The 14,207-nt window shown below is 40.7% G+C and carries 17 protein-coding genes; 3 read left to right on the top strand and 14 right to left on the bottom strand.

What is annotated here, in order from left to right; translation table 11 throughout:
* Nucleotides 1-10: 10 nt before the first annotated feature.
* Together oadA and PVK79_RS05280 are read right to left on the bottom strand one after the other, a co-directional pair.
* Entirely contained in the window at nt 11-1,795 is a 1,785-nt protein-coding gene (oadA, locus tag PVK79_RS05285; RefSeq protein ID WP_257325440.1) for a sodium-extruding oxaloacetate decarboxylase subunit alpha, read from the bottom strand.
* 10 nt (nt 1,796-1,805) lie between these two features.
* Entirely contained in the window at nt 1,806-2,051 is a 246-nt protein-coding gene (locus tag PVK79_RS05280) for an OadG family protein (protein ID WP_182731879.1), read from the bottom strand.
* A gap of 521 nt (nt 2,052-2,572) precedes the next feature.
* On the opposite strand from PVK79_RS05280, the gene PVK79_RS05275 reads away from it, so the two are divergent.
* Both PVK79_RS05275 and PVK79_RS05270 read left to right on the top strand, forming a co-directional pair.
* Complete coding sequence (locus PVK79_RS05275) at nt 2,573-2,746, top strand: DUF1328 family protein (RefSeq protein WP_145237585.1); 174 nt, start codon at nt 2,573-2,575, stop codon at nt 2,744-2,746.
* A gap of 54 nt (nt 2,747-2,800) precedes the next feature.
* Nucleotides 2,801-2,992 (top strand): hypothetical protein, encoded by a 192-nt coding sequence (locus tag PVK79_RS05270; RefSeq protein ID WP_149980895.1) that lies wholly within the window; start codon nt 2,801-2,803, stop codon nt 2,990-2,992.
* 69 nt (nt 2,993-3,061) lie between these two features.
* On the opposite strand, the gene pdxJ is transcribed toward PVK79_RS05270, so the two are convergent.
* The 10 genes from pdxJ to rpoE all read right to left on the bottom strand — a co-directional run bounded on the left by pdxJ (nt 3,062) and on the right by rpoE (nt 11,614).
* The gene (gene pdxJ, locus PVK79_RS05265; RefSeq protein WP_182731878.1) at nt 3,062-3,793 is read right to left on the bottom strand and encodes a pyridoxine 5'-phosphate synthase; all 732 of its coding nucleotides are present in this window, start codon (nt 3,791-3,793) and stop codon (nt 3,062-3,064) included.
* Nucleotides 3,794-3,855: 62 nt separating this feature from the next.
* The gene (gene recO, locus PVK79_RS05260; RefSeq protein ID WP_145237591.1) at nt 3,856-4,545 is read right to left on the bottom strand and encodes a DNA repair protein RecO; all 690 of its coding nucleotides are present in this window, start codon (nt 4,543-4,545) and stop codon (nt 3,856-3,858) included.
* Nucleotides 4,546-4,562: 17 nt separating this feature from the next.
* On the bottom strand, nt 4,563-5,495 hold the full coding sequence (gene era / locus PVK79_RS05255) for a GTPase Era (protein WP_145237593.1): 933 nt from the start codon (nt 5,493-5,495) through the stop codon (nt 4,563-4,565).
* Complete coding sequence (gene rnc, locus PVK79_RS05250) at nt 5,485-6,162, bottom strand: ribonuclease III (RefSeq protein ID WP_145237595.1); 678 nt, start codon at nt 6,160-6,162, stop codon at nt 5,485-5,487. The genes era and rnc overlap by 11 nt, the downstream gene beginning before the upstream one ends.
* Before the next feature lie 2 nt (nt 6,163-6,164).
* Nucleotides 6,165-7,100 carry a signal peptidase I gene (gene lepB / locus PVK79_RS05245; RefSeq protein ID WP_145237597.1) on the bottom strand — a complete coding sequence of 312 codons (936 nt, stop codon included), beginning with the start codon at nt 7,098-7,100 and terminating at the stop codon, nt 6,165-6,167.
* A 39-nt stretch (nt 7,101-7,139) separates the two neighbouring features.
* Nucleotides 7,140-8,927 (bottom strand): translation elongation factor 4, encoded by a 1,788-nt coding sequence (gene lepA / locus PVK79_RS05240; RefSeq protein WP_182731876.1) that lies wholly within the window; start codon nt 8,925-8,927, stop codon nt 7,140-7,142.
* A 69-nt stretch (nt 8,928-8,996) separates the two neighbouring features.
* Nucleotides 8,997-9,446 carry a SoxR reducing system RseC family protein gene (locus tag PVK79_RS05235; RefSeq protein ID WP_182731875.1) on the bottom strand — a complete coding sequence of 150 codons (450 nt, stop codon included), beginning with the start codon at nt 9,444-9,446 and terminating at the stop codon, nt 8,997-8,999.
* A 12-nt stretch (nt 9,447-9,458) separates the two neighbouring features.
* Nucleotides 9,459-10,415 (bottom strand): MucB/RseB C-terminal domain-containing protein, encoded by a 957-nt coding sequence (locus tag PVK79_RS05230; protein ID WP_182731874.1) that lies wholly within the window; start codon nt 10,413-10,415, stop codon nt 9,459-9,461.
* A gap of 4 nt (nt 10,416-10,419) precedes the next feature.
* On the bottom strand, nt 10,420-11,031 hold the full coding sequence (locus PVK79_RS05225; RefSeq protein WP_145237606.1) for a sigma-E factor negative regulatory protein: 612 nt from the start codon (nt 11,029-11,031) through the stop codon (nt 10,420-10,422).
* 1 nt (nt 11,032) lies between these two features.
* Entirely contained in the window at nt 11,033-11,614 is a 582-nt protein-coding gene (rpoE, locus tag PVK79_RS05220) for an RNA polymerase sigma factor RpoE (protein ID WP_145237609.1), read from the bottom strand.
* A 263-nt stretch (nt 11,615-11,877) separates the two neighbouring features.
* On the opposite strand from rpoE, the gene nadB reads away from it, so the two are divergent.
* Nucleotides 11,878-13,503: an L-aspartate oxidase gene (gene nadB, locus PVK79_RS05215; protein ID WP_145237612.1), complete on the top strand. Its 1,626-nt coding sequence runs from the start codon at nt 11,878-11,880 to the stop codon at nt 13,501-13,503.
* Here the strand turns inward: nadB and PVK79_RS05210 are convergent.
* The gene (locus PVK79_RS05210; protein ID WP_257325439.1) at nt 13,463-13,834 is read right to left on the bottom strand and encodes a hypothetical protein; all 372 of its coding nucleotides are present in this window, start codon (nt 13,832-13,834) and stop codon (nt 13,463-13,465) included. The two genes, nadB and PVK79_RS05210, sit on opposite strands and share 41 nt — an antisense overlap.
* Before the next feature lie 40 nt (nt 13,835-13,874).
* Nucleotides 13,875-14,126 carry an FAD assembly factor SdhE gene (locus PVK79_RS05205; protein ID WP_054205400.1) on the bottom strand — a complete coding sequence of 84 codons (252 nt, stop codon included), beginning with the start codon at nt 14,124-14,126 and terminating at the stop codon, nt 13,875-13,877.
* Nucleotides 14,127-14,207: the final 81 nt, after the last annotated feature.

Below are 14,207 nucleotides of genomic sequence, written 5' to 3'. Positions count from 1 at the left end.
CTCTGCGCTCCTAAGCTAGTGCTATCATAGCGTCACCCGTTGCCACTGAATCACCTTCAGCAACAAGAATTTCAGCAATAGTACCGGTGTGGGTTGCACGAATTTCAGTTTCCATTTTCATCGCTTCCATGATGATCACTACATCGCCTTCATTTACCGTTTGACCCGCTTTCACCTTGATTTTAAAGATGTTACCAGCAAGTGGAGCGTTAAGTGTTTCGCCGGAAGCAACTGACGCCGATTGTGGAATATGCTCACTATCTTTAAGTGTTACTTCTTTAAGCTCACCGCCTTGTGCAACCACTACATCATAAACTTTACCATCTACTTTTACGCTGTACTGCTCTGCTTTTACTGTGTTGCTGTTACTTTTTTTATTACTAACTGGTTGTTCTTTATTAGCAGATTCAGCACTTGGTACAGCTTCGAAAGCATCTGGGTTATTACGATTTTTAATGAATTTTAACCCAATGTGTGGGAATAATGCATACGTTAACACGTCATCAATCTGCTCATCCGCTAAGCTTAAGCCTTGCTCTTTTGCTTCTTTTAATAACTCAGCTTGGAGTATTTCTAGTTCTGGTTGCAATAAATCAGCTGGGCGGCAAGTAATGACTTCTGCGCCATTAAGTACGCGCTCTTGTAATTCTTTATTCATCGGCGCAGGAGTTACGCCATACTCACCTTTTAGCACTCCGGCAGTTTCTTTGGTGATAGTTTTATAACGCTCGCCCGTCAATACATTTAATACTGCTTGTGTACCAACAATTTGTGATGTTGGTGTAACTAACGGTAAATAACCTAAGTCTTCACGTACACGTGGGATCTCAAGTAATACTTCATTCAATTTATCCGCAGCACCTTGCTCTTTAAGCTGGTTTTCCATATTAGTTAACATGCCACCAGGCACTTGCGCTAATAAAATACGGCCATCAACACCTTTTAAGCTGCCTTCAAACGCGGCATATTTTTTACGAACATCGCGGAAATAAGCTGCAATCTCTTCGAGTTGATTTAAATCCAGCTCAGTATCACGTTCAGTACCTTCAACAATCGATACAATCGTTTCAGTTGCGCTGTGTCCGTAAGTCATACTCATTGATGAAATTGCGGTGTCAAGCATATCAATACCTGCATCAATCGCTTTTTGGTAAGTAGCAGTACTTAAACCTGTTGTGGCATGACACTGCATTGCAATTGGAATAGAGACTGTTTCTTTTAACGCTTTGATTAACTCTTCTGCATCGTATGGTTTAAGCAAACCAGCCATATCTTTAATACAAATTGAATGACAGCCTAACTCTTCAAGCTGCTTGGCAAGCGTTAACCACATATCAAGTGTATGAACCGGGCTTACTGTGTACGAAATTGTACCTTGTGCATGTGCGCCAACTTTAATCGCAGCTTTAATAGCCGTTTCAAGATTACGAACATCGTTCATCGCATCAAAAATACGAAACACATCAACACCATTTTTGTGCGCTCGCTCTACAAATTTTTCAACAACATCATCTGCATAATGACGATAGCCTAAAAGGTTTTGACCACGTAATAACATTTGCTGTTTAGTATTTGGCATAGCTTTTTTAAGAGCACGAATACGCTCCCAAGGATCTTCACCCAAATAACGAATGCATGAATCAAAAGTAGCCCCACCCCATGATTCGATCGACCAGTAACCTGCATCATCTAATTTTTGTGCAATCGGTAGCATGTCATCCAAACGCATACGCGTTGCTAATAATGATTGATGCGCGTCTCTAAGTACTAATTCTGTTAATTTTAATTTAGCCACAAGTCATCCCTTATAGTTTTTGTTTATTTTTGTACTGAGCTATGGCAGCACTTATCGCAGCGATGTGTTCACTTGGTACACCGGGTGCTTTGATCGATGGTGTCCGCGTTGGCATTACAACCGGCTGTTCAAAGCGGCTCGCTAATTTAGACATAGCGGTAATTGCTGCAATCAACAACGAAAGAAAAACGAAAACTCCCACCATCCCAGTGAGCATTAAGTTTGCTGCAGTAGCAAGTAATTGACCTATATCCATTCTGCCCCCCCCCTGAGTATTCTTACCCACCCGAAAGATAGGTAAAAAATCACTTTATTTAAATATTTATGCAATAATCATATCAAAGAAACAGACCAAGTCCAACACTTTGTAAATTGGTAAAACCAATTAATATAAAGCTAACATATCTTCAGCAAAGTTAACACACTGCTTTTTACTATAATTTAATAGGATATAGATGATAAAAATACTGAATATAGCTATAACTTATAAGTGAAATCTAATCTGCACCTTAATAACTTACCAACCGAACTACTCAACAACTGTTAAATTAATGAAAAAGCACTCAACATGAAATTGGTCTTACCAAAAAATCATGCTAAAATATTTATTTTTCAGGACGCCGAGTATAAGTTACAGATAAAGCTGTAAATAATTCCCACCTAATTCATGAAAATAAATAAAATAAACACTATCCAATTGATAATAAAGGATTTAAACACATGGCATGTAACTGGCATTATTTACTCTGAACAAATTAACAAACCAAGGAGACGACAATGTTACGCTGGACAATTACATTTTTAGTTATTGCGCTTATTGCTGCAGTGTTAGGTTTTGGTGGTATCGCAGGTGCCGCAGCAGGAATTGCTAAGATTATCTTTTTTATCTTTATTGTATTGTTAGTTATTTCACTCGTTTCAGGTGCGTTGCGCGGCAATGTCCCTAAGTGATAACAATTTATTTTAAATAACAACACATTTATTAATTTTACAAGGAATTACATTATGAAATCGACAACTATTAAAACTGCTGTGATCGCTTTATTCGCTAGTTTTTTTATCATGGGTTGTGAAGACAATCATGCAGAAGAGGCCGGTGAACGCATCGATGAAGCTGTAACCGACGTACAAAACAAAGTAGAAGACGCCTGTGAAGAAGTAAAAGAAGGCGTTAACGCTAAAGAAACTAACTGTTAATCCAGTTAGATACAAATAATAAAAAACGACTCTTTTGAGTCGTTTTTTGCATTTTAAGAGAAGTTAAAATTAAGCTCTCGCTTCTAGCATTAGTCGCTTCATGTCACGTACTGCTTTATCTAATCCATCTATGGCTGCACGCGCTATAATTGCGTGACCAATGTTTAGTTCGTAAATCTCTTTCATAGCAGCAATCGGTTTCACGTTATGATAATGAAGTCCGTGGCCGGCGTTTACTATCAAACCCAAACTTGCTGCATACTTTACACCTTGATGAATATGCTCAAGTTGTTTTTGTATCTCAGCATCAGTTTGCGCATCCGCATAAGCGCCAGTATGAATTTCAACATATGGGGCATTACAGGCTGTAGCTGCATCTAGTTGTGCTTTGTCTGCATCGATAAATAACGACACTTTTATACCGGCGTCAGTTAATTTTGCTGTCGCGGCTTTAATCTTATCTAGATTACCAACAACGTCTAAACCGCCTTCGGTGGTCAACTCTTCACGTTTTTCTGGTACTAAGCAAACATAAGCTGGCTTAACATCTAAAGCAATATCAATCATTTCATCTGTAACCGCTATTTCAAGGTTCATTCGTGTTTGGATTGTTTTAGCCATCACATACACGTCACGATCTTGAATGTGACGACGGTCTTCACGTAAATGAATAGTGATCCCATCAGCGCCAGCATGCTCAGCAACACTCGCAGCATGTGCTGGATCTGGGTAACTTGTACCCCGAGCTTGGCGTAAGGTAGCAATATGATCAACGTTTATACCCAAAAGAATATCTTTCATTTTTTTACCTGTAAAAATAACGGTTAAAAATACCGTATTAAGATTGTTGGTGAATACCCAAACTATTTGGATATAAACAGCTCGCGACTTTTTAATGGTTTTTTGCCTAATAAAGGCTTCATTAAATGACGACTTAATTGTTTCGCCATATATAACACATCCGGCGCACTAAAGTCATGAGCTGCAATTGCATTTAACTGCGCGCCAGAAAAGCCACTGCCTTGATTTTCTTGGGCAACAAAGCCGTATTCAGCAAAGTAACTATACGTTTGCTCTGCCGAAATTGGATCGCCTGCGGCATCAAAACTAAAGTCAACGCCATAGCCTAATAATTCTAATAATTGAAATTCATAAGAACGTAATACAGCTTGTAAGTTAGGGTGCTGGTTAAGCTGTTGTAGGTGAGTTTTATACAATTGATAGGCATGATCAATTGGTTCATTAATTGGTACAATGCGGTTGGTTAGTTCATTGAGGTAAAACCCACAATAAAGCTGATCCCCAACTAGTGTGGATTGCGTGCCATGTAGTTCAAATCGTTGGATATATTTCAGGTCGTGTTTACCGGTATAATTTACCAGTAAAGCTTGGAAGGGTTGTAACTGAGCTTTGTATTTTGTTGCTTGGCGACCGCTAATTCGCGCCAGCATGCGCAACTGGCCAACGCCTTCTACTAACATATCAAGCATTACTTGTGAGTCACTAAAAGGACGTCGGTGTAATAAATATGCCGTGTAGAAGTCGCTATCCATAAATATCGCTTAGGCTATTAATCTTCACCATAGCCTAAACTGCGAAGTGCTCTCTCGTCGTCAGCCCAACCTGATTTAACCTTCACCCAAAGTTCTAAAAACACTTTATTATCAAGCATTTCTTCGAGATCTTTACGGGCTTCGCGGCCAATCACTTTAAGCTTTTCGCCTTTATTACCAATAACCATACGTTTTTGCGTTTCACGCTCAACTAAAATCAAGCCATTGATATGCCAAATGCCATTTTCTTGCCATTTAAACTGCTCAATTTCAACGGTAACTGAGTAAGGAAGCTCCTCACCCATAAAGCGCATCAACTTTTCACGGATCACTTCGGCTGCCATAAAGCGCATTGAACGATCTGTTACGTAATCTTCAGGGAAGTAAAATTCACACGGTGGTAAACGCTTAGTTACTTCATCTTTGATCAGGTTGATATTTTTACCTTGAGTCGCAGATACTGGCATAATGCCAACAAAATCAAACTTTTCGCCTAACCACTTCATATGCGGTAGCACAAGGTCACGGTCTTTTACTTGATCAATTTTGTTCATCACAAGTAATACTGGTTTGCCATTTTGCTTTACTTTGTTAAGCACCATTTCATCGTCAGCATTCCAATGAGTACCTTCAACAACAAAAATAACTAGCTCAACATCACCTAATGAACTTGAAGCAGCACGGTTCATTAAACGGTTAATGGCACGCTTTTCTTCAACATGCAGGCCTGGTGTATCAACATACACGGCTTGGTGCTTACCTACAGTATGAATACCCATAATACGGTGGCGTGTGGTTTGCGGTTTACGCGAGGTAATACTTACTTTCTGCTCAATAATTTCATTAAGCAAGGTAGATTTACCAACGTTTGGGCGGCCAACAATAGCGACCATGCCACAAAAAGTATCTAAATCACGCGTGTGCGGTTGGATCAATGTATCAAGATTCATTTTTAAGTATCTTCAACGCTTTTTCAGCGGCTTTTTGTTCAGCTTTACGACGAGAACTGCCAACTGAGATGATGCTATCCATACCTTCAACAATACATTCAACCGTGAACGTTTGATTGTGTGCCTGACCTTTAGTATCTACTACAGTATAGCCTGGCAAAGGTAATTTGCGGGCTTGTAAGTATTCTTGTAGTAATGTTTTAGGATCTTTTTGGTTTAAACCTGGCGAAATGGCATCAAGGCGAGATTCGTACCACGCCAAAATCAAGTCTCCACAAACATCAATGCCAGCATCTAAAAATACCGCACCAATAATTGCTTCAACCGCATCAGCTAAAGTTGATTCACGTCTAAAACCACCACTTTTAAGTTCACCCGGCCCTAAGCGTAAGTAATCACCTAGGCCAAACTCTAAACCAAATTCAGCTAAGGTTTGTCCACGCACAAGCGTTGAACGCATGCGGCTAAGATCGCCTTCACGCGCTTTGGGGAACTTACTATATAAAGCATTGGCAATGACAAAGCTTAAAATGGAATCGCCCAAAAACTCTAAGCGTTCATTGTGTTGTCCTTTATGGCTGCGATGGGTCATCGCCTGCTCAAGCAATACTTGATCAATAAAGGTATACCCTATTTTGCTATATAACTCTGTTACATTTTTTTTCATTGTTACTGAATATTACCTAGGCGTTCAAAACGAACACCAGTTGGAACCCAGCCTGGTAAAATGTCATCTGGGCCATTCTCAAATTCAAAACTCATCCATATAAAGACAGCTTTACCCACCAAGTTTTCTTTTGGCACAAAGCCCCATACGCGACTATCTTGGCTGTTATCGCGGTTATCACCCATCATAAAATAATGATCAGCCGGCACTACCCATTCATCAGAACGTGTACCCGGTTGTTGATAGTAACGCCCTTTCATTTCCAGCGCTTCAGGGTTAATTAAAATATTATGTTTTAGCGTAGTCAAATTTTCATCTAACCGGACTAAATCCATAGAGCCTTGCTTAAATTCATCGCGATTAATGATCTCCATATCAATTTTATTAAATTCATTACACAATAAGTCACCTTGTTGTGTTTGTCCTTGCTCGCAATTTGGCTGAATGTATAAACGCTTATCGCGGTAAACGATTTTATCACCCGGTAAACCAATCGCACGTTTAATATAATCAATACGTTCGTCTAATGGGTATTTAAATACCACAATATCACCACGTTCAGGCTCTGCAACATCAACTAATTGAGTGCGCCAAACAGGGTCTTTCACGCCATACGAATATTTCTGTACTAAGATAAAATCGCCAACTAATAGTGTCGGCATCATTGAACCTGATGGTATTTGAAACGGCTCGAATATAAACGATCTAAAAATCGTAATAGCCGCAATCATCGGAAAAATTGATTTTGCCGTTTCAGTAATCGTCGGTTCTGGCGCAATTAATGCTGCAGTTTCTTCATCAAGCTCGCCGCCAGCAGAGCTTTGCGCAAGAGCTAAGCGTTGCTGCCTTTTTGGTGCAAACATAAAATGGTCAATTAACCAAATTAAGCCTGAGCCTAGAGTTAACAAAACTAAAAATATTGAAAAATAACCTGCCATGCATTAAATCCTTTATCTTACGTAATTTGGTTAAGAAACTTACTTACCAACTTTAAGAATCGCTAAAAATGCTTCTTGAGGCACTTCAACATTGCCTAGTTGCTTCATACGTTTTTTACCATCTTTTTGCTTTTGAAGTAGCTTTTTCTTACGACTCACGTCGCCACCATAACACTTCGCAATTACGTTTTTACGTAATTGCTTAACAGTGGTACGAGCAATAACATGCGCGCCAATTGCCGCTTGAATTGCTATATCAAACATTTGACGAGGGATAAGTTCTTTCAACGCATCAGCTAATTGACGACCACGCGATTGCGCGCTGTCTCTGTGAACAATAATCGCAAGCGCATCAACGCGCTCACCATTGATTAATATATCAACGCGCACCATGTCTGATGTTTGAAAGTGCTTAAAGTTATAATCCAGCGAGGCAAAACCACGACTGGTTGACTTTAACTTATCGAAAAAGTCCATCACCACTTCTGCCATTGGCAGTTCATAAGTAACAGCGACTTGCTTACCGTGATAGTTCATCTTAGTTTGCATACCACGCTTTTCAATACAAAGCGTAATAACGCTACCTAAGTACTCTTGTGGTACAAGAATATTAGCTTCAACAACGGGCTCACGAATTTCTAAAATATCGTTTACAGCAGGTAAATCAGATGGGTTATCAATCTGAATCGTACCCTCTTTAGTTACAACTTCATAAATTACCGTTGGTGCGGTGGTAATTAAGTCAATATCATATTCACGCTCTAAACGCTCTTGAATGATTTCCATGTGCAACATGCCCAAGAAACCACAGCGAAAGCCAAAGCCAAGTGCTGTTGAATTTTCTGGTTCGAAGAATAACGACGCATCATTTAAGCTAAGTTTATTAAGCGCATCACGGAAAGATTCATACTCATCCGAGGCAATTGGAAACATACCGGCATAAACTTGTGGTTTAATTTTTTGAAAGCCCGGTAAGCGCTCAGGTGCTGCATTTTTTTGATGGGTAATAGTGTCACCTACTGGCGCACCATGTATTTCTTTAATACCCGCAATAACAAAACCTACCTCACCAGTTCTTAAAATACCGGTGTTGGTTTGCTTTGGTGTAAAAACACCAACCTGATCTGCAGTGTGTATATGCTCGTTCGACATAATTTTTATCTTGTCGCCCGTTCTTAATTCACCGTGCTTAATACGCACCAGCGATACAACACCTTGATACGGGTCAAACCATGAGTCAATGATAAGCGCCTGTAGCGGTTTGTCTTTATCACCCACTGGTGGCGGTACGTCCTTAACAATCATTTCAAGAACTTCGGCAATACCCACACCTGTTTTAGCGCTACATTGCACGGCATCTAGGGCATCGATACCAATAATATCTTCAATTTCTTCGGCTACACGAAGTGGATCAGCTTGTGGTAAATCGATTTTGTTTAATACCGGAATTACTTCTAAATTCATTTCGATGGCAGTGTAACAATTCGCTAGAGTTTGCGCTTCAACACCTTGACCGGCATCAACAACTAATAATGCACCTTCACACGCTGCCAGCGAGCGCGATACTTCATAAGTAAAGTCAACGTGTCCCGGGGTGTCGATAAAGTTAAGTTGGTAAGTTTCACCGTCGTTGGCTTTATAATTTAGAGTTACACTTTGCGCTTTAATGGTGATACCACGCTCGCGCTCAATATCCATTGAATCCAATACTTGCTTTTGCATTTCGCGGTCTGTTAAACCACCACAAACTTGGATCAAACGATCTGAAAGGGTCGATTTACCGTGGTCAATATGGGCGATGATCGAAAAATTACGGATATGCTTCATAAACTGGATTCTAAACTTCTATTTTAATGGACTGAGTGTATAAAGCCGCAATTTTACATTTAATTGGCTTCAATCACCATCTATTTGAGTTAAAGGGAGGCTAATTGGGTGAATTTTTATTACTTTAACATCATGCTTTAGGCTTTTCACTCGGCTTTTAGCAATGCCAAAGCCAGTAAAACCACCACCTATAGCGGCAATGATTTGCAACCATTCAGGCACAGAAAAAACCTCAGCAGCCACTAACGCAAATACCAGACTTAATACCAAAGGCAACATATACACTGCAAAAGCATGCTTTACCATGTGGCTATCATCCAGTGCTAGGGTTACTTTTTGCCCAACCACAACAGGGATTTCAAAGCGATAGGGGAAGGTTTTTTTAGCAGTGCCAAATAACTTACTAAATATTTGAGAACCACAACGGCCGTTGCACCCTTCACAGGCTTGCTTTTGTTGGGCTTCTAAATGCGCAGTGGCGCCTTGAATCGACACCACTGTAAGGGTTTGTTCTATCATTATCAGCTTATATTACAAGGGTCTTGCAACCGATTCAGCAATTGCTTTTGCAGTCATTGCTGGAATATTCCCCACCACTGACACATCAAAACTACCGCTATTATGCACATATACTGTCGTGGCACCGGATGACAATGCACCGCTTGGCCTGCGACCAGGTAATGGTCTTTGTACAAACACTGAAATTTCGACAAAACCATCTGAGTATAAATAATAATCCGTCAGTTCATTGTTCAAATCAAGCTTATGACGGTCTGATTTTAACAAACTAAACCCCTCCGGTAACCAGCCTATTTGCCAATTATTACTTTCTGTACTTGCTTCATTTTTGGTAATTGCCGCTGCTGGTAATGGCGTTGGAAACTTACGATTTAGCATTTCAAGTAATAACGCAGCGGGCTCTTCGGTTACACTAATATGGGTTAACTGTAGTTGTTCTAACATCTCACCGGCATGATTAACATAAGCAGATTTTAGTAATAGCGATGACTCAGCATCAAGCCACAGCCAATAATTAAACTTATACTCGTCTTTTGATTCGATACGCACAAGCTGCGCAGCACGCCCTGCAATACGGCCTTTACCACCGAGCACAAAATCGTAATGTTGGCTTAAACGCTCAACATCTTTGAATAACACTTCTGGGATTGGGCCTGCTATAGAATCAGTATCTATTGAATAAGGTTCAGACTGTGGCTCAAAATAAGTAACTTGATCATCAATACGAACCATTTCAAGGCCTGCGCCATTGAGTAAGCTCAAATGCTCGAGTTCTGTATTACCTTGTTTTGCATGCAACCAACGATATGGTTCCATTGTCTTCCCTTTGACGACCACAAATGATGCGTCAAAGTTACGATTATGAACGGCGTCAGCCATTTTGAGCAGAAGCTCTTTTGCGGGGTTTTCGTCGTCAGCAAAGGCTGGAGCCATTAATACCAACGACAAAATAAAAGTAATTACTTTCATTTAATTAGTTTTTTTCCTCTTCGGCTTGCGCCTCAGTGTGAGCTTTTTCTAATGAATATGCAACTCGTGCTTGGCGTTGATGTTCTAATACTAACGCGCCAATACGCTGTTGCTGTAACTCACGCAAACCTTGCTCTGCATTTTGTAAAGCGGGTTCTGACGAATAGCTAACTGGTGATGCCATTCCTGTTACTGGTGTTGTTTGTAACATCGGAATTTCATTGCTAGGTGAGTTTTCACCTTGTGGCAATGTTTGTACACCAACAATTGCAAACATGGCAACACTTGCTGCAATTGCAAGTTGTGCAACTGGTTTGCGCCAGTTAAACGCCACTACGTTATCGGTGCCCGTGGCAGCCAATGGTGCAGGTTGTGACGCAGATTGTGTGAAATCAGCATAAACTGGTTCACTTTCCAGCGCTTGCGCAACACTATCGCTTATATCAAAGACGAAAGCATCTTCTGACTCAGCACGCATTACGTCACCTATTAGCGCATAACGTCCTAAGGTTGCCGCATCTTGCTGGGCAATAACCTCATCAGTTAATGATTGTTCGCCGTCAAGTAATGCGGATAGATGCTGATTATCCAACTTGTTAACGTGTGCTTTTGTCATATTAAGACTCGCCTATTAATGGGTTTAATTTGTTATCTATTGCTTCACGGGCACGGAAAATACGCGAACGCACCGTCCCGACTGGGCAATCCATCACCACGGCTATTTCTTCATAGCTCATCCCTTCGATTTCTCGTAGAGTGATCGCGGTTTTAAGATCTTCAGGCAAACTATCAATGGTGTTAAAAATCACTGCGCGAACTTCTTCGCTTAGTAGCAAGTTTTCAGGGGATGCATTTGAACGCATTGCATCAGACCCTTCATAAAACTCTGCATCGTCAGCATCTATATCATTTGCTGGCGGTTTGCGGCCCTGAGCCACTAAGTAATTTTTAGCACAATTAACGGCGATACGGTATAACCAAGTATAAAAGGCACTGTCCCCTCTAAAGTTTGGAAGTGCGCGGTATGCTTTAATAAAAGCTTCTTGAGCAACATCAGCAATATCGCCTTGATTTGATACATAACGTGAAATCAAACCGGCTATTTTGTTCTGATACTTCTTTACTAAAAGATTGAAGGCATTTTTATCGCCCTGCTGGACCCTTTTTACTAGCGCTAAATCCAAATCCTGCTCGCTCATTCGAGCCGGTACTCCTCTGTCTGATTATTGCTTGTCATTCATATCCTGCCATTGTTTACAAATACTCTGACTGCTGCATGAATGAAAAGTTCTGTTTAATATTATTTTTTTATAAAATAGCATATAAATATGTTGGCGAAAGTTGAAAATCACTAATAGTGTCGCGCCAAATATGATACATATACGCCTATCATAATATTATTATTTGCTCATTACTGTTTATACATTAGTATCTGGGCATTGTAACCGCAAAGACCACGGACATGAACCAAAATAAACACCATATCACGGATGTCGCTATTATTGGCAGCGGCGCAGCTGGCCTCTCATTAGCATTATCTTTAGCTAATCACTGTAAAGTTACCGTGATCAGTAAAGGTGAATTGACGGAAGGTTCCACACTTTATGCACAAGGCGGCATTGCTGCCGTGTTTGATAAAAAGAATGACAGCATTGAATCTCACGTACAAGACACCTTAGATGCCGGTGGTGGTTTATGTGACAAAGCCGCCGTGCAATACACCGCTAGTAATGCCCATGATTGCTTGCAATGGCTAATCGAGCAAGGCGTGCCTTTTGATATGGAGTTTGATAGCAAAGGCAAAGAGCGCTTTCATTTAACCCGTGAAGGCGGCCATAGCCATCGTCGAATTTTGCACGCTGCAGATGCTACCGGCCGAGCAGTGCAAACAACGCTAATAAGCCAAGTACAAGCGCACCCAGAAATCACCTTATTAGAACAATACAACGCAATAGATTTAATTGGTGATAAAAAATTAGGCCAAAACGGTAAACATATCCATGGCGTATATATGTGGAACCGAGCGGCAAAGAAAGTCGAAACAATTTCAGCTAAGTTTGTAGCCTTAGCAACCGGTGGTGCCAGTAAAGTATACCTTTACACATCCAACCCTGATGTATCCAGTGGTGATGGTATCGCCATGGCTTGGCGGGCAGGTTGTAGAGTAGCTAATATGGAATTTAACCAATTCCACCCGACCAGTTTATATCACCCAGAGCTACAAAACTTTCTGATCACCGAAGCGATGCGCGGTGAAGGTGCTTATTTAAAGCGCCCTGACGGCACAAGATTCATGAAAGACTTTGACGAGCGTGAAGAGCTAGCACCACGCGATATTGTTGCCCGCGCTATCGATTTTGAGATGAAGCGCCTAGGTGCTAACTGTGTGTATTTAGATATCAGTCATAAAGATAAAGACTTTATTATTGAGCATTTCCCGACCATTTATGCAAAATGCTTAAGTGTCGGGCTCGATATCACTAAAGATCCAATTCCAGTGGTTCCTGCGGCACATTATACCTGTGGTGGAGTAATGACTGACTTTAACGGCAAGACCGATCTAGATAACTTATATGCGGTAGGCGAAGTCGCTTATACGGGGCTACATGGCGCTAATCGCATGGCCAGTAATTCATTACTAGAGTGCATTGTGTTCGCGCACGCCGCAGCAAAAGATATTTTAGCAAAAATACAACATAGTCCAGCATTAAAAGTGCTGCCGATGTGGGATGAAAGCCGCGTAACTAACTCAGATGAAGAAGTGGTGATCACCCATAATTGGCATGAACTAAGACTATTTATGTGGGACTATGTTGGCATTGTGCGTTCAACTAAACGCCTAGAACGTGCGTTACACCGAGTTGAATTACTACAACAAGAAATTCGTGATTATTATGCAAACTTCCGCGTTTCGAATAACTTGCTTGAACTGCGTAATTTAGTGCAAGTAGCAGAGCTTATAATTCGCAGTGCAATGGAGCGAAAAGAAAGCAGAGGCTTGCATTATACGATTGACTACCCACAGTTAAATGATAATCCAACGCCCACTATTTTAACTCCGCTTGCTCATGACGAGCAGCCAAAGTAAGACGTTTCAAGCGCACAAAACTCAGTTCATCAACCCCGCTGGCATTAATAATCAGCCAGTGGGAGCTTGCAAAGCCATTAATATATAACCAAACACTGCTTTGATAAACACGGCTTTTGTTACTGATATGGCCATTTATTTTTAGCGTATTATTTTCAAAACGACATTGCGTAGAATCTAATATAAAAACGCCTTGCTGAGGATGGGATTTTTTATACCAGTGCCAACTCACATAGCCAAAAACAGTACTACTGGCGACACAAATAAATTGCGCTAATATGCTAGTTAAAAAGAAGCTATAACACACTGCGAACAAGCTAAAGTAGACCACAAAAGGCCTGTGGTCTGGAACATTATTAGTAACCCTAAACCTATACACGAACTCGGTCTAAAATCAGTTGTACCATCTGTTTAAGCTCAGGATCTTTACATTCTTGATGGCCCATAAACCACGCAAATAGATCGGGATCATCCGCTTCTAGCAAACGTTGAAGAACAGCTTGCTGCTGTACAGATAACGAATCAAATGCCTCATCTACAAATGGCATAAATAACACATCTAGTTCTAACATGCCGCGGCGACAAGCCCAGCGGATACGCGCTTTATTGTGAATTTCAGTCATTTTTTACCTCGTACTAAGTTACTTAGCAGTTTAACAAATTGCACCTGAATAAACAGCTATTTATGCATCTATACCAGCAGC

The organism is Pseudoalteromonas rhizosphaerae (assembly GCF_028885455.1).
GTDB classification, from domain to species: Bacteria; Pseudomonadota; Gammaproteobacteria; order Enterobacterales; family Alteromonadaceae; genus Pseudoalteromonas; species Pseudoalteromonas rhizosphaerae.
This window is presented reverse-complemented; position numbering and strand designations above follow the sequence as displayed.

Bases quoted from the DNA above. Each gene is read 5' to 3' on its own strand.
- era (WP_145237593.1), bottom strand. From the start codon at position 5,495: ATGAATCTTGATACATTGATCCAACCGCACACGCGTGATTTAGATACT.
- PVK79_RS05225 (WP_145237606.1), bottom strand. From the start codon at position 11,031: ATGACAAAAGCACACGTTAACAAGTTGGATAATCAGCATCTATCCGCA.
- lepB (WP_145237597.1), bottom strand. From the start codon at position 7,100: ATGGCAGGTTATTTTTCAATATTTTTAGTTTTGTTAACTCTAGGCTCA.
- recO (WP_145237591.1), bottom strand. From the start codon at position 4,545: ATGGATAGCGACTTCTACACGGCATATTTATTACACCGACGTCCTTTT.
- PVK79_RS05205 (WP_054205400.1), bottom strand. From the start codon at position 14,126: ATGACTGAAATTCACAATAAAGCGCGTATCCGCTGGGCTTGTCGCCGC.
- PVK79_RS05275 (WP_145237585.1), top strand. From the start codon at position 2,573: ATGTTACGCTGGACAATTACATTTTTAGTTATTGCGCTTATTGCTGCA.
- PVK79_RS05280 (WP_182731879.1), bottom strand. From the start codon at position 2,051: ATGGATATAGGTCAATTACTTGCTACTGCAGCAAACTTAATGCTCACT.
- rnc (WP_145237595.1), bottom strand. From the start codon at position 6,162: ATGAAAAAAAATGTAACAGAGTTATATAGCAAAATAGGGTATACCTTT.
- lepA (WP_182731876.1), bottom strand. From the start codon at position 8,927: ATGAAGCATATCCGTAATTTTTCGATCATCGCCCATATTGACCACGGT.
- rpoE (WP_145237609.1), bottom strand. From the start codon at position 11,614: ATGAGCGAGCAGGATTTGGATTTAGCGCTAGTAAAAAGGGTCCAGCAG.
- nadB (WP_145237612.1), top strand. From the start codon at position 11,878: ATGAACCAAAATAAACACCATATCACGGATGTCGCTATTATTGGCAGC.
- pdxJ (WP_182731878.1), bottom strand. From the start codon at position 3,793: ATGAAAGATATTCTTTTGGGTATAAACGTTGATCATATTGCTACCTTA.
- PVK79_RS05270 (WP_149980895.1), top strand. From the start codon at position 2,801: ATGAAATCGACAACTATTAAAACTGCTGTGATCGCTTTATTCGCTAGT.
- PVK79_RS05235 (WP_182731875.1), bottom strand. From the start codon at position 9,446: ATGATAGAACAAACCCTTACAGTGGTGTCGATTCAAGGCGCCACTGCG.
- PVK79_RS05230 (WP_182731874.1), bottom strand. From the start codon at position 10,415: ATGAAAGTAATTACTTTTATTTTGTCGTTGGTATTAATGGCTCCAGCC.